We start from the raw sequence: 14,710 nt of genomic DNA on the forward strand, positions 1-14,710 counted from the left end.
TTCTCACAAAATTGCACAAAGAATGAACATTCCGGATAAAAAAACAGATCTGAAAGATAACCGAAATGCTCGCAGCTTTTTAAAAACGAGAATTCAGACTGAAAGTGCCGGGTTTTTCAACGGCCTGTTAAACAAAAGAAGTAAAATTGCTGTCGGTGATCACAGTGATCAATGGAGTAAATTCTAGGAATCTTAACCATTCTCTGAGGCATCTTAATCTCAATTAAAATGGCCAGCAAAAAAAGCTGGCCATTTTTATATTAGAATCTATGCACGGTAAACTAGTGCCCACAATTGAATACTAAAAATAACCCGAATGTCTCAGTGAAAACAGCAACTATGTCTGAAAGCACCATTCCTTTATACACAGAACGTTATACAGCGCCATCCTGGCTACCCGGCGGGAATATACAAACACTTTATCCTTATTTCAATAAGCCTGCGCAACTGTTCATGTACCGGCGCGAACGCTGGGAACTTGATGATGGTGATTTCATCGATGTGGATTGGACGGACGGCTCTGCCGATTCGCCTTTAGTAATATTCTTCCATGGGCTCGAAGGCGATTCATCCAGTCACTATATTTTAAGTATGATTAATAGCCTGAGAACCTACCGCTGGCGTAGCGTTGTTATTCATTTCCGTGGATGTTCCGGGATACCCAACCGCTTGTCTCGCGCCTATCACGCCGGCGATTCCACTGAAATCGATTGGATGCTGCAGCGTGTTAGCAATCAAATGCGAGCAGAAAACGTGACGCAACCGGTTTATGTGATGGGCGTTTCGTTGGGTGGCAATGCGCTATTGAAATGGCTGGGTGAAAAAGGGGGACAAGCAAAAGAACTCGTGGCAGGCGTTGCAGCGGTATCCGTTCCGCTTGATCTGGCGGCTGCCGGTTCAGCTTTGGATACCGGGTTCAATCAAGTGTATACCCGTCATTTTCTGACGACACTCAAAACCAAAGCGTTTGAAAAACTGGAACAATTTCCCGGCTTATTTGATGCCCAAGCGCTCAAAAAATGCGCATCAATTTACGATTTTGACAATCTGGTCACGGCACCCTTGCATGGTTTTCGCGATACCGATGACTATTGGCGGCAGTCAAGCAGCAATCAATGGCTCAGACATATCAAAGTACCTACTTTATTGATTAATGCGCGAAATGATCCTTTCATGCCAGCATCGGCATTACCGGATCAACAAGCGGTATCCCTCGCTGTTACTTTGGAATTTCCGGAGCATGGCGGCCACGTCGGATTCATGCAAGGCCCATTCCCAGGAAAATTAAATTGGCTGCCACAAAAGATACTCAGTTTCTTTCACTACCAATGCCAGCAGACTGAGCGCGAACGACCCTAAATTTTAAAAAGTTCTGCTGAATTCAACATAATGTAGAATAGCGCTCGATTGTATAAATTTCCGTGTCACCTCAGACTCGAATTGTAACTTCATGCCAACCAACCCCGCTTTTATCCATTTGCGATTACACAGCGAATACTCCATTCTGGATAGCACGGTCCGTATTCCCGAGGTGGTTGCCAAAGCAGTGGCCGACCAGATGCCTGCATTGGCATTGACTGACCTCTCGAATTTTTTCGGTCTGGTCAAATTTTACCAAAGCGCTTATAAAAATGGCATCAAACCAATTCTCGGCTGTGATGTCTGGATCACCAATGAATCCGATCGTAACAAGCCAGTCCGGCTTTTACTGCTCTGCCAATCGCACGCCGGTTACTTACTGTTATCCCGTCTGTTATCCCGCGCCTATCGGGAAAACCAGACTCATGGCAGAGCCGAGATCAAGGAATCGTGGTTGCATTCGAATGAATCGGGTACGCAAGGATTGATCGCGCTATCAGGCGCTCGCTTTGGCGACATCGGATTGTCCATTTTGCAAAATAATCTGCAACAAGCGGAAATTCTGACGCAAAAATGGGCAAATTTGTTTCCTGATCGATTTTATATTGAAATCCAGCGGGATGGTCACGCCAATGAAGTCATGCTAGTCCAGCAATCACTGGTATTGGCCAAAAAATTCAATCTGCCTGTCGTTGCCACCCAAGCCATACAATTTCTGAACGCAGAAGATTACCGGGCGCATGAAGCGCGGGTTTGTATCGCAGAAGGTCATACCTTGGATGACAAGCGCCGTCCGAGATATTTTACAGAACAGCAATATTTCAAAACACAAGCCGAGATAACCCAATTGTTTGCCGATATTCCCAGCGCACTGGCGAATACAATCGAAATTGCCAAGCGCTGCAATCTGGTATTGGAACTGGGTATCAACCGGCTGCCGTTGTTTCCCACACCGAATAATGAGAGTCTGGAGCAATATTTGCGCGACCAGGCTGCAGCCGGTCTGATACAGCGTATGGCCAGCCTGTTTCCTGATGAAACCGTGCGCAATGGCAAAATGCCCAAGTATCAATCGCGCCTTGAGTTTGAAGTCAACACCATTATTCAGATGGGGTTTGCCGGATATTTTTTGATCGTTGCCGACTTCATCAACTGGGCTAAACACAACGACGTGCCAGTCGGTCCCGGGCGCGGCTCCGGGGCCGGTTCATTAGTGGCGTACTCATTGGGAATCACCGATCTCGATCCGTTACGCTATGATTTACTGTTTGAGCGCTTTCTGAATCCAGAACGCGTATCCATGCCCGATTTTGACATTGATTTCTGCCAGGACCGACGCGAATTAGTCATCGAATACGTGAAGCAGCGCTACGGCACGGAAAAAGTTTCCCAAATCGTCACGTTTGGCACGATGGCAGCCAAAGCGGTGATTCGCGATATCGGCCGGGTGTTGGATCTGCCGTACAACTTTGTCGATCAACTCGCCAAACTGATACCCTTTGAGATCGGCATGACGTTAAAAAAAGCGCGTCAGCTTGAGCCGCAGCTCAATCAGCGCGCCGAAGAGGAAGAAGATGTGCGCAATTTGCTCGAATTGGCGGAAAGCCTGGAAGGCATTACACGCAACGTCGGCATGCATGCCGGCGGTGTCTTGATCGCTTCTGGAGAAATCACGGATTTCTGCCCGATCTATTGCACGGAATCCGGTGATTCGGTCGTCAGCCAGTTGGATAAAGATGATGTGGAAAAAGTTGGTTTGGTCAAATTCGACTTTCTGGGATTACGCACGCTGACCACCCTGGATCGCGCCGTCGGCTATATCCGGCAATCGCGCAAAAAAGGCGAGCCTTCTACTGAAATTGAGTCCGCTGTCCGGCCATTCTCACTGGAGACACTGCCGCTTGAAGATGAACGCACCTACGCGCTGATGCGAAAAGGCAACGCGGTCGGCATCTTCCAGTTTGAATCGCGCGGCATGATCGATTTATTACAAAAAGCAAAACCCGATTGTTTTGAAGACATCATCGCGCTGGTTGCGTTGTACCGCCCCGGCCCGATGGATTTAATTCCGGAATTTATTGAACGCAAGCACGGCAAAAAAACGATTGAGTATCTCGACCCCCGCCTGGAAATGATTCTGGGTCCAACGTATGGGATCATGATTTATCAAGAGCAGGTCATGCAGATTGCGCAAGTCATCGGCGGCTACAGTCTCGGCAGCGCCGATTTATTGCGCCGCGCGATGGGTAAGAAGAAAGTTGAAGAAATGGCACAACAGCGCGATATTTTCGTGAATGGCGCTGTGAATAACGGCCTGAGCAAGGATAAAGCCACCGAACTGTTCGGCTTGATGGAAAAATTCGCCGGTTACGGCTTCAACAAATCCCATGCCGCTGCTTACGCACTGATCGCCTTCCAGACCGCTTATCTGAAAGCACACTACCCGGCCGAATTTATGGCAGCGTGTTTGTCCGCCGATATGGATGACACCGACAAAGTGCATATTTTTGTTGAGGACACCATCGCTAATGGCTTGACGATTCTGCCTCCCGATATCAATCGTTCCGGCTACCGTTTTATCCCAGCCGATGACAAAACCATCCGCTTCGGTCTCGGTGCGGTAAAAGGCACCGGGGAATCCGCAATTAGCTCGATCGTTGCCGTGCGCGAACAAACGGGGCCGTTTACCGATTTATTCGATTTCTGTAGCCGTGTCGACCGGCGTATCGCCAATCGCCGCGTGATGGAATCACTGATCCGCGTCGGCGCGTTTGACGCCATCAATCCCAACCGTGCCAGCCTGTTGGCTTCTGTCGGTCTGGCGATCGAATCCGCCGAGCAAATGAGCCGCTCTTCCAGTCAGGCCAATTTATTTGGTGGTGAAGGAGATCAATCCCATATGCAGCCACAACTGATTCATGCGGAATCATGGTCCGACCGGGAGAAACTTCGCCATGAAAAAATCGGCCTGGGTTATTATTTTAGCGGGCATCCTTTTGATACCTACGCCGCAGAGCTAAAACGATTCATCCGCACCCGGCTTGATCGGCTGAATCCAAGCCGTGAACCGCAATTGCTCGCTGGAATCATTCATTCCATCCGCGTGCAAATGACACGCCGCGGCAGAATGGGCGTCATCAATCTGGACGACGGCAAAGCGCGTGTTGAATTGGTCATTTTCAGCGAATTATTCGATGCCAATCGCGCGTGGTTAAAAGAAGATCAGCTTCTAATCGCCGAAGCGAAAATCAGTAACCGTGGATACAATGGCGAAGAAGGCGACGAACTCAGAATTACCGCCGAACAGCTCTATGATTTCGCCGGGATCCGCTCGCGCTTTGCCAAACAAATCAGGATCCATTGCGATCCCTCCACTCTCATCCAGGTTTCCAGCCTCAAAACATTACTGGCACCCTTCGCCAAGCAAATTCAGCAATCCGGCTTATCCGGCAATAATAATCACCCAGCCTGCCCGGTCGCAGTCGTCTATCACAATGAGTTTGCCAGTGGCGAGCTTGAATTGGGAAATGATTGGCGGGTTAATCTGCACGACGACCTGCTGCAATCGTTAACCGCGCACTTTAAAGCGGAGAATATTGAGATTACTTACTGAACACCCAAATCAATCGTGCTTGATTCCTTTGGTTCCCACCCCGCCCATACACTCGTTGTTCCATTTCTCCTATTAGAGTCTTTGATAAAAAACATTTATTTCTCCCATAAGCTTACATATGCTCGATACCGCACAGACATAGCCATACAAAAGATATAAAAACCTTTTTAGCGTATAGTAGATAGCATGTCGCCGCATTCACTAAGTGTTAATCCACCAGCACCGATGCGGCAAGCCTATGTAAGGTGTCATTGACAGTAATTCAAAGAAATACACTTCTTAACGATTTTCCTGCATTCGCCTTCTATTCCAATACACGAAATCTGAACGCGTGCAGTTGTACGTTTTATACGGAGACTGGCTTTGTTTGAAACAGGAATCGACACAATCATCCCTAATGGTGATGCTAAGGCAGACGGCGCTACCGAAATGCGGCGTCAGGAGACTTTGCATAGAACAAGAGCGTTACAAAACGCAATTTTCAATAGCGCTAATTTTTCGAGTATCGCGACTGACGCCAAAGGTGTAATTCAAATTTTTAACGTGGGTGCAGAGCGCATGCTGGGTTATACAGCTGCAGAAGTAATGGACAAAATCACATTAGCAGATATTTCTGATCCTAAAGAAATAATTGCACGTGCCAAAGCTTTAAGCATCGAACTTTCCACACCGATTACACCAGGCCTTGAAGCGCTAGTGTTCAAAGCCTCACGGGGTATCGAGGATATTTACGAACTTACTCTCATCCGCAAGGATGACAGTCAACTCCCAGCAGTAGTTTCCGTCACTGCACTACGCGACGCCCAGGACGAAATCATCGGCTTTCTGCTGATTGGTACTGATAATACGCTGCGGAAACAGGCTGAAGCGGAGCAGAAGAAACTCGATCAGCGTTTGCGCGACCAGCAGTTCTACACACGCTCTCTCATCGAGTCCAATATGGATGCACTGATAGCCACCGATCCGTCCGGCATGATCTCGGATGTCAACAAGCAAATGGAAGCGCTTACTGGTTGCACGCGAGATGAACTGATCGGCGCACCGTTCAAGAATTACTTCACCGATCCGGAACGAGCGGAAGCAGGCATCAAAAGGGTGCTGGCTGAAAATCGGATTACCAATTATGAGCTAACTGCACACGCCAGAGACGGCAAGGAAACGGTTGTGTCTTATAACGCAACGACTTTTCACGACCGTGACCGAACACTGCAAGGTGTGTTTGCTGCAGCGCGCGACATCACGGAGCGCAAACATCTTGATCAGGCGCTGCATGAAACAAATATCAAGCTTGAAAGTGCCAAGTCTATCGCGGAGAAAGCCAACCTCGCAAAATCAGATTTCTTGTCCAGCATGAGCCATGAGCTGCGTTCTCCGCTTAATGCGATCCTCGGCTTCGCCCAATTAATCGAATCAGGTTCACCGCCGCTCACCCCCCGCCAGAAGAGCAATATTGATCAAATTCTCTTGGCAGGCTGGTATTTGTTGGATTTGATCAACGAAATCCTTGATCTCGCGTTGATCGAATCCGGCAAGCTGTTGTTGTCACTGGAACCCATGTCGTTAAACGAGGTAATGAGTGACTGCCAAGCCATGATTGAGCCTCAGGCGCAAAAAAGCGGCATCTCCCTGACTTTTCCTCAGTTCGATTGTCCCTATTTTGTCAAGGCGGATCGGACAAGAGTAAAACAAATTCTCATCAACCTGCTTTCTAATTCGATCAAATACAATAAAGCAGGTGGCACGGTGGCAGTGAACTACAGCGCAAATACTGCAGAACGTATCCGCATTAGCATTACTGATACCGGCGAAGGCTTGAGCGGGGATAATCTCTCACAACTGTTCCAGCCATTCAACCGGCTTGGGCGAGAGACCGGCACAGAGGAAGGCACGGGCATCGGTCTGGTAGTCAGTAAACGGTTGGTAGAATTAATGGGAGGAGAAATTGGGGCGGAAAGCACTGTCGGGGAAGGCAGTGTGTTCTGGATCGAATTAAATCGGACAGTTGCGCCACAAATAGCGCTAGATGATGATCAATTCCTGGCTATCATCCCGGCAAAGATTTCAGCGGAAGCGCCGCTACGCACCTTACTCTATGTCGAGGACAATCCGGCTAATCTGCTGTTAGTAGAAAACCTGCTCGAACGCCGGCCTGATATCCACTTGCTGAGCGCTCAAGATGGCCTTCATGGTATCGAAGTGGCACGCGCTTCGCTGCCGGATGTGATCCTCATGGACATCAATCTGCCTGGTATTAACGGAATCCATTCACTGGAAATTCTGCGCAAAGATCCAACAACAGCCCATATTCCGGTTATCGCGCTCAGTGCCAATGCTATGCCGCGAGACATCGTAAGAGGTCTTGAGGTCGGATTCTTCCGTTACCTCACAAAACCCATCAAACTAAACGAATTTCTCGATACCCTAGACGTAGCGCTAGAATTTTCCGAGATGCTATCAGCCGACACAAATTTGGAAAAAAAATATGATAGTTAGTACCCCCGACATTCTTAGCGCCAGCATCCTCATTGTTGATGATCAAGCACCCAATGTCAGCATGCTTGAGCAGTTACTGAGCGAAGCCGGTTATACGCAAGTGGAATCAACCATGAATCCGCAGGAAGTTTGCGCACGGCATCGTAAGACCGGCTATGACCTCATTCTGCTCGACTTACAGATGCCCAATATGGATGGATTTCAGGTGATGGAAGGCTTAAAGACCAACGAGTCGGATGACTATCTGCCAGTGATCGTGCTTACGGCGCAGCCTGGCCACAAGCTGCGTGCGTTGCAAGCTGGTGCCAAGGATTTTATCAGTAAACCGTTTGATCTGGTGGAAGTGAAAACGCGCATCCATAACATACTCGAAGTGCGGTTGCTCTATAAGTTACTTCATCAACACAATCAATTACTGGAGCAGACTGTGCAGGAACGTACGGCCGAACTACGCGAAAGCGAAGCGCGCTATCGCAGCCTTACCGAATTAGCCTCCGATTGGTACTGGGAGCAAGACGAGAGCGGCAACTTTACCAAAGTCTCCGGTCCGGTTCTGGAAATGCTCGGCGTTAGAGTCGACTCCTTGGCGGGCGAATCAAGTAACGATAAGTTATCCGGATGGAATGCAGCGGAACACGCAGAATTACAGGCAAAGATTGCCGCACGGCAACCCTTCCTGGATTTTGAATTTAGCCGCATTAATGACGATGGTTCACATCAAAAGTTTCGCGTCAGCGGGGAGCCCATGTTCAACCGGTTTTGTGGCTACATCGGTTACCGCGGCATCGGATTAGAGATCACATCCAAGAAATAGATCCCCTATTTCGAATACTCTGCCATGCGCTTACCCCATAGCCCCAATCAAAACCACCTCCTCGCCGCGCTTCCTGCAACCGACTTCGAACGCGTTGCGGCGCACTTGGAATTGGTCGCAATGCCGCTCGGGGAATACCTTTATGAACCTGACGAACAATTACGGCACGCCTATTTCCCCACCACCGCCATCGTCTCGTTGCACTATGTAACGGAGTCTGGCGCATCCGCCGAAACCGCAGGCGTCGGCAATGAAGGCGTCGTCGGGATTGCACTCTTCATGGGCGGCGATACCACACCCAGTTCGGCCATGGTGCAAACTGCCGGCTTCGCTTACCGCCTTGAAAGCCGTATACTCAAACAGGAATTCAACCGGGCCGGATTGATGCAAAACTTGTTGTTACGCTACACCCAAGCACTCATGACACAGATGAGCCTGACAGCGGCCTGCAATCGGCACCATTCGATAGAACAGCGGTTGTGCCGCTGGCTATTGTTGACACTCGATCGCGCACCCGCTCAAGAACTCGTCATCACACAAGAACAAATCGCCATTATGCTTGGCGTACGCCGCGAAGGCATTACCGATGCAGCCGGAAATTTGCAGCGCGCGGGCAATATTCACTACCGCCGCGGTCACATTACAGTACTCGATCGTTCCGGACTAGAGGCCTCCGTTTGCGAGTGCTACGGTGTAGTCAAGAAAGAATTTGGTCGCCTACTGTGCGATGTACAATACCGCAAGGGACTGTAAATCACCATAAAAAACTTATTGCTTTCAGTCCTGTTAAACAATGCTGGGTAAAAAATAAGTGGCTGGCCTCACCTCAGTTTCTGCCTCAATGTGCTGTGGCCAAATAAAACCAGACACTATATTAAATCCTTCTTCAAATTCTATTGGCACTTTATCATTGATCGTTGTATGAATACTTGATGAAGCTCTGAATAACTCTCATATGTCATTCCGAACAAAGTGTGGAATCTTTGGCAATCAATACCATAGATTTCTCGCTACGCCCGAAATGACAGTTATTCAGAGTTACCTTAAGTGTATCGGCATTACGAAAGCTCGTAAGGCGCAATCAATATTGCGCCGAATTGATTGACACTATGTAGCCTCAAGACTACACTCGATCGATGGTTGAAATCCGAAAGACTGAGGTTTATGCCAGTTGGCTTGACACGCTGCATGACATCCGTGCAAGAGCTCGTATTCTGGTTCGGGTTGAGCGCTTGGCAACCGGAAATCCCGGTGATGTTAAGCCAGTCGGTGAGGGAGTTTCCGAGATGCGGATTAACTATGGCCCAGGTTATCGGGTGTATTTCAAGCAACATGGACACGAATTAATAATTCTGCTCGCTGGTGGCGATAAGCGAAGTCAGGTAAGCGACATAAAAACCGCTCTGCGACTTGCACGCAATCTATAGGAATTCAAAATGACCCAAACACGAACAACTCGTTACGATGTCACTGAACACCTTCGCACCCCCGAAGAGATGGCAGCATATCTTGAAGCGTGTCTTGAGGAAGCAAATGGAGACGCTGCTTTCATTGCCAAGGCACTGGGAGATATCGCGCGTGCTAAGGGTATGTCGCAAGTAGCTCGTGATGCAGGTTTGTCTCGCGAGAGCTTGTATAAAGCACTCTCTGGCGAACGAAGTCCAGACTTCGATACGATATTAAAAGTCATCAATGTATTAGGACTGAAATTGCACGCGCAGGTAGCATTAATTCCTCCCGTTCAACAAGTCTCTACTGCTGACGCCAAAAAATAGCGCGTACTGATCATCTGCGCCGTGAAGTAGAGGCAAATGCAATGCCCTCAATGCCAAAGCTGCTCCCGTCAATTAGCGTTTCACTTCTCAGGATGCTCATCGCAAACTGACACGTTTGTATCCTCGTTTTTCAAACTGACTGACCACTAGATGTTTAATTTGTGAAAAATAATGTTAGGTAAATGCTGGATAATAAACATAATCAACTTCCACTTCTTGGGTGCATATACTGTCAACTGGCCGCGCTCCACTGCATCGACAATGCTTTGCGCAACCTCCTCAACTGAAGCCAGTTTAGAGCCCTGAGTTTTTAGGTGAGCCGTCATCGGTGTGTCTGTAGGACCTGGCTTTACAAGGACTACTTTGACGCCAGTTCCAGAGAAACGGTGCTGCAAACCCTGCGCATATCGAGTGACCAAACCTTTAGCAGAACCATAGATATAGTTGGATTTACGCCCTCTGTCACCCGCCACTGATCCTATCAGCACCAAGGTGCCGTGATTAGCTTTTGCCATATGCTTGGCAAAAGCCTCGGCGAATAGCACGGGCGAAATCCCATTGATCTCCAGCGCGTCGCTGCACATCTGCAAATCGTTCTGACAGTTGGTCTGTTCTGGCAAGGAACCATGAGCGATCAGTACGATATCAACCGCTCCCTGCATGGCGATGCCATCGACTGTGGTTTGGATGTTAGCAGGATCGATAAAGTCGGCTTGAATTATATGGATGTCAGATTGCGGGCTGCGAACTCTGAGGTCGACGGCAATCCGTTCAGTCCGTACGGCATCTCGTCCAACCAATGTCAGGTCCAATGACTGTCCCTGTGCCCATAACCTGGCGCAATGCTCAGCCATGGCTGAGGTGGCACCGATAATGACAATTCGTTTCTTATTGTTCAATTCATCCTCCCATCAAACGGCGTGAAAGCCCTGAACTGATTCCGGGGTCACGGTACTTCAGAAATTCATTCAGGCGTGGATAACCTACTTCAAAAAGATCACGCGGCATGCGCGCGTCCTTGGCCAAATAGATGCGCCCGCCAGCCTCACGCACGATGGCATCCATGCTTTCGAACAGCTTAAGTGTACGTTCCCCATTATTAGGGAAATCAAGCGCCAGGGTTACCCCAGGCTGCGGAAAGCTCATCATCCCAACAGGGTGTCGATTTCCAAAGGTTTTCAAGACGGCAAGAAAGGAGCCATCTCCGGATCGCGCGATCTCTTTCAGCATGGCCTGAACCGCATCCTGACCGACTTCGCGGGGCACTACGCTTTGGTACTGAAAGAAGCCCTTTGGCCCATACATCCGATTCCATTCAAGGAGATTATCCAATGGGTAAAAAAAGGATTCGTAATGCGCAATGGCGCGTCCTTTCTTAGATTTCTTCAGATTGTAATAAGCTGCATTGAAAGGTCGCAACGATAGCCGATTCACCAACGAAACCGGTGGCACGATGGGCATGGCTAGTTTACGGCTCTTCGGTTCCATGCGCTGCCCTATGTCCGTTGGGTTGCCCCGCATAAAAAGTCCTCTCCCACCATTGCCCGAAACACAATCGATCCAGGAGACCGTATGCTCCCAGCCGCTTTCAGAGTCATCGGCCAATCGGAAGAACTCATCCAGATTGGCGTAGGGTACTGTTTCAGTATCCAGCCAAGGACCAGCGATACGACGCAGTTGGATCTCAGCTTCCACGATAACACCTGTGAGCCCCAGGCCACCGACGGTTGCTGCAAACCAATTCAACTGGAGTTGCGGGCCACATTCGATGGTTTCACCATCGGTGCGAATCAACTTGATGCGTTGAACGTGATCGCCAAAAGAGCCGAGGAAATGATGGTTCTTGCCATGTACATCGTTGGCAATGGCACCTCCAACAGTCACCAACTGCGTGCCCGGTGTGACTGGCAAAATCCAGCCACGCGGAATGGCCAATCGCTGAATGTCTCGCAGCAAAACACCGGCCTCACACACCAGTCGTCCGGTATTGTCATCAAAGGAAATGAAATGATCAAGCCCCGTAGTAAACCAAAGAACACCGTTAGGATTGAGGCAAACATCACCGTAACTGCGGCCCATACCATGAGCCACGCCCGAATGACCGCCAGAAACCAAGCTCTTAACCTTAGTCGGATCGTTAAGACCAATGACATGATGAGGATGCGCATTGAGGCGTCCCCATGAGGAAACAATTCTCATACATTCCCCGTGCGGAAGACAAAACGCTTATCGAGGTGGTATTTGATCAGATAGCCAATGGCCAAACCGATAATACCACCCAGGTAGCGCATCTCTTTGGTCTCGAAGAGATAGTGGAAACCGAACTCGAAACCCCAGAAAATAACCGTCGTCGCTAACCCCATCAGGACATAGAGCGCGAAGGTTTGACCATCATGCACTACATTGCGGGCGCGAAAGCGGAAAATATAACGCTTATCTAGAACATACTTAACAACGAGCCCCACGGCGGTACCAACTGCCACCGAGACCAAGACGTCGAATGCCCCGGAATAACCGCGAATGACTATATCCTGAGCACCGATGTTTGCTGCTGTCGCGATTAGTGCAAGAATTGCATATGTAATTGCCAGCTTCATCGAGTAAAGTTTATTAATCAGGCACTCTCACCTTTAAATGTTTAAGCTAATGTAATCAATTGATTTAGATTAGAATATTCCCTCTACAATCATTTTAATTCATTGAATATTAAATAATGCCTTGCAATAATTAATATTGCGAATAATACTAATGGTGGTAGAGCCTTTAATAATATCAAGGTTTAGAATCTATGAATGGTACCATAGTAACCCGCTCGGCTCTAGGGCAATTGCTTGGTTTGATTAAGCTCTTGCGGCCGAAACAGTGGGTAAAAAACAGCTTTGTCTTGGCCCCGCTGCTATTTTCCGGGGGATTTCTGAATTCCGGTGCGGTTAAAGATGCATTGCTGGCAATGCTACTGTTCTGTTTGGCCTCATCGGCGACCTACATACTCAATGACATGCACGATATCGAGCATGACCGTCGTCATCCGAAGAAATCCAAGACCCGCCCCTTAGCCGCCGGCACCGTATCGATTCCAGCTGCCAGGGTAATGCTGGGAGTATTGTATGCCGCTCTGGTTTGTGGCTGGTTCTTCACTCCGAATGTGGTGCTGGTGATCATCGCATACCTGGCTCTGAATTTGGCCTACACATTTGTGCTGAAACACCAGCCGGTGGTAGACATCTTCACCATTTCCATCGGATTTGTGCTCCGGGTCTATGCGGGCGCCATGGCCCTGGCGGTGCCGGTTTCAGCATGGATGTTCGTCACCACGCTTAGCCTCGCTCTCTACTTGGCCGCAGTAAAACGCCGGCAAGAGCTTAGCCAGAGTGGCACTCAAGGCCGCAAAGTGCTGGAAAAGTACTCGGTATCCCTGGTAGATCGTTATGCCGAAATATCCGCGACTAGTTCACTGATTTTTTACAGCATGTTCGTGATGTCGTCCAAGCCCCAACTGGTCTTCACTGTGCCGTTGGTACTATTTGGTCTGTTCCGCTACTGGTACGTAGTCGAGGAGCTGGACGGCGGTGAGTCACCGACAGATGCACTACTGGCTGATTGGCAATTGCTGCTTACGGTGGCGCTTTGGGTCGCCGCATGCGTCTGGGCACTATGGCCGATGCAGGGATGATCATGGATTTTTCTTACGCACTGACTCCTTTCCTGGCTTGGCTCACTGCTGGGATCATGAAGTTCACGTACAACAGCATCAAGGCAAAGCAACTAGCCTTCGGCCTAATCGGATACGGTGGCCTACCGAGCAATCATAGCGCCATTGTCAGTAGCATGGCGGCGCTGATTGCTTTCAAAGAAGGTATTGATCATCCTGCTTTCGGAGTGGCCATCACGCTAGCTTTCATTGTGATGCTGGATGCGAACAGCCTGCGTCACCAGGTGGGCAAACATGCCGCGGCTATCAATAAATTGGCGGCATCCTCAAAGGATCATTCAATCTTGCGGGAACGTATGGGCCACACTCGCATCGAGATCGCTGCGGGTATCCTGGTAGGCATCGCTGTTTCAGCCGGAGTTCAGGCAGTCTTTGGCTGACGGATGACTTAGGGTAGCATAGCAATTCAATAACCTGCTGCGTCACGAATTCCGATGCTGTCTATTTGTTCACCTTTCATGGTGGCAATGCCGTTTCGTGTACGTCGGCAGGACCATCCCATTGATCCACTACACTGCGTGGCATGTTGCAATCCATGCCACAATAGGTGGAGGTTTATATTAAATAAGTTTACCATTCAGTTTAACTTTGGCAGTACCAAACACCATTTTCACAAATTCTAGAACACTCTCCAAATGAAGAATGACAAATTAATTCTCTGGTTTTTAATTCCGATTCTTATTTTTGCAATCGCAGGTGCATTTGCCATGAGCATGACAACTTCCTTGGTCGATGAGCATATGTATATTTCTGCAAGTGTCTTTGTTGCTCAGGACCAAGAGCTATACAAAGACTTTGCATTCCTCCAAGTGCCATACTGATGTGGTCCAATAGACCCGGACACTCCAGTTAAGAGAAAATAATCTTAATTGGAGGAAGAAATGGAAACGAGGAAACAATATACAAAGGAATTCAAACTGGATGCAATCAGTCTGGTTGTGGAT

At 48.9% G+C, this 14,710-nt stretch carries 15 protein-coding genes; 11 read left to right on the plus strand and 4 right to left on the minus strand.

From position 1 onward, the window contains the following. The 8 genes from QZ942_RS01705 to QZ942_RS01740 form a co-directional block, all read left to right on the plus strand. On the plus strand, positions 1-187 hold a 187-nt coding region (locus QZ942_RS01705), incomplete at its 5' end, for a hypothetical protein (protein WP_292992848.1). A 152-nt stretch (positions 188-339) separates the two neighbouring features. Continuing rightward, positions 340-1,359: an alpha/beta fold hydrolase gene (locus QZ942_RS01710; protein WP_292992849.1), complete on the plus strand. Its 1,020-nt coding sequence runs from the start codon at positions 340-342 to the stop codon at positions 1,357-1,359. 91 nt (positions 1,360-1,450) lie between these two features. Beyond that, on the plus strand, positions 1,451-4,972 hold the full coding sequence (dnaE, locus tag QZ942_RS01715) for a DNA polymerase III subunit alpha (protein WP_292992850.1): 3,522 nt from the start codon (positions 1,451-1,453) through the stop codon (positions 4,970-4,972). Positions 4,973-5,335: 363 nt separating this feature from the next. Beyond that, entirely contained in the window at positions 5,336-7,465 is a 2,130-nt protein-coding gene (locus tag QZ942_RS01720) for a PAS domain S-box protein (protein ID WP_292992851.1), read from the plus strand. Beyond that, on the plus strand, positions 7,455-8,279 hold the full coding sequence (locus tag QZ942_RS01725) for a response regulator (RefSeq protein ID WP_292992852.1): 825 nt from the start codon (positions 7,455-7,457) through the stop codon (positions 8,277-8,279). Before QZ942_RS01720 ends, QZ942_RS01725 begins: the two co-directional genes overlap by 11 nt. A 24-nt stretch (positions 8,280-8,303) precedes the next feature. Further along, complete coding sequence (locus QZ942_RS01730) at positions 8,304-9,032, plus strand: Crp/Fnr family transcriptional regulator (protein WP_292992853.1); 729 nt, start codon at positions 8,304-8,306, stop codon at positions 9,030-9,032. A gap of 383 nt (positions 9,033-9,415) precedes the next feature. Continuing rightward, positions 9,416-9,706 carry a type II toxin-antitoxin system RelE/ParE family toxin gene (locus QZ942_RS01735; RefSeq protein WP_292992854.1) on the plus strand — a complete coding sequence of 97 codons (291 nt, stop codon included), beginning with the start codon at positions 9,416-9,418 and terminating at the stop codon, positions 9,704-9,706. A 9-nt stretch (positions 9,707-9,715) separates the two neighbouring features. Then, positions 9,716-10,054, plus strand: coding sequence for an addiction module antidote protein (locus QZ942_RS01740; RefSeq protein ID WP_292992855.1), 339 nt, complete (start codon positions 9,716-9,718; stop codon positions 10,052-10,054). Positions 10,055-10,200: 146 nt separating this feature from the next. On the opposite strand, the gene QZ942_RS01745 is transcribed toward QZ942_RS01740, so the two are convergent. The 3 genes from QZ942_RS01745 to QZ942_RS01755 are packed head-to-tail and all read right to left on the minus strand — an operon-like array spanning position 10,201 to position 12,651. Continuing rightward, positions 10,201-10,953, minus strand: a complete 753-nt coding sequence (locus QZ942_RS01745) for an SDR family NAD(P)-dependent oxidoreductase (RefSeq protein ID WP_292992856.1) — start codon at positions 10,951-10,953, stop codon at positions 10,201-10,203. A gap of 1 nt (position 10,954) precedes the next feature. Continuing rightward, positions 10,955-12,253, minus strand: coding sequence for an FAD-binding oxidoreductase (locus tag QZ942_RS01750; RefSeq protein ID WP_292992857.1), 1,299 nt, complete (start codon positions 12,251-12,253; stop codon positions 10,955-10,957). Next, complete coding sequence (locus tag QZ942_RS01755) at positions 12,250-12,651, minus strand: GtrA family protein (RefSeq protein ID WP_292992858.1); 402 nt, start codon at positions 12,649-12,651, stop codon at positions 12,250-12,252. Before QZ942_RS01755 ends, QZ942_RS01750 begins: the two co-directional genes overlap by 4 nt. Before the next feature lie 191 nt (positions 12,652-12,842). Here QZ942_RS01755 and QZ942_RS01760 point away from each other — a divergent pair, with 191 nt between their 5' ends. Continuing rightward, complete coding sequence (locus QZ942_RS01760; RefSeq protein ID WP_292992859.1) at positions 12,843-13,727, plus strand: decaprenyl-phosphate phosphoribosyltransferase; 885 nt, start codon at positions 12,843-12,845, stop codon at positions 13,725-13,727. 2 nt (positions 13,728-13,729) lie between these two features. After that, the gene (locus tag QZ942_RS01765) at positions 13,730-14,146 is read left to right on the plus strand and encodes a divergent PAP2 family protein (protein ID WP_292992861.1); all 417 of its coding nucleotides are present in this window, start codon (positions 13,730-13,732) and stop codon (positions 14,144-14,146) included. Positions 14,147-14,172: 26 nt separating this feature from the next. Here the strand turns inward: QZ942_RS01765 and QZ942_RS01770 are convergent, their stop codons facing one another. Then, positions 14,173-14,343, minus strand: a complete 171-nt coding sequence (locus QZ942_RS01770) for a hypothetical protein (RefSeq protein ID WP_292992862.1) — start codon at positions 14,341-14,343, stop codon at positions 14,173-14,175. Positions 14,344-14,401: 58 nt separating this feature from the next. Between QZ942_RS01770 and QZ942_RS01775 the strand changes: the two genes are divergently transcribed. Then, positions 14,402-14,587, plus strand: a complete 186-nt coding sequence (locus QZ942_RS01775) for a hypothetical protein (RefSeq protein WP_292992864.1) — start codon at positions 14,402-14,404, stop codon at positions 14,585-14,587. The last annotated feature ends 123 nt before the right edge of the window (positions 14,588-14,710 follow it).

It is taken from the genome of Nitrosomonas sp., assembly GCF_021731985.1.
In the GTDB taxonomy this organism is placed as follows: Bacteria; Pseudomonadota; Gammaproteobacteria; order Burkholderiales; family Nitrosomonadaceae; genus Nitrosomonas.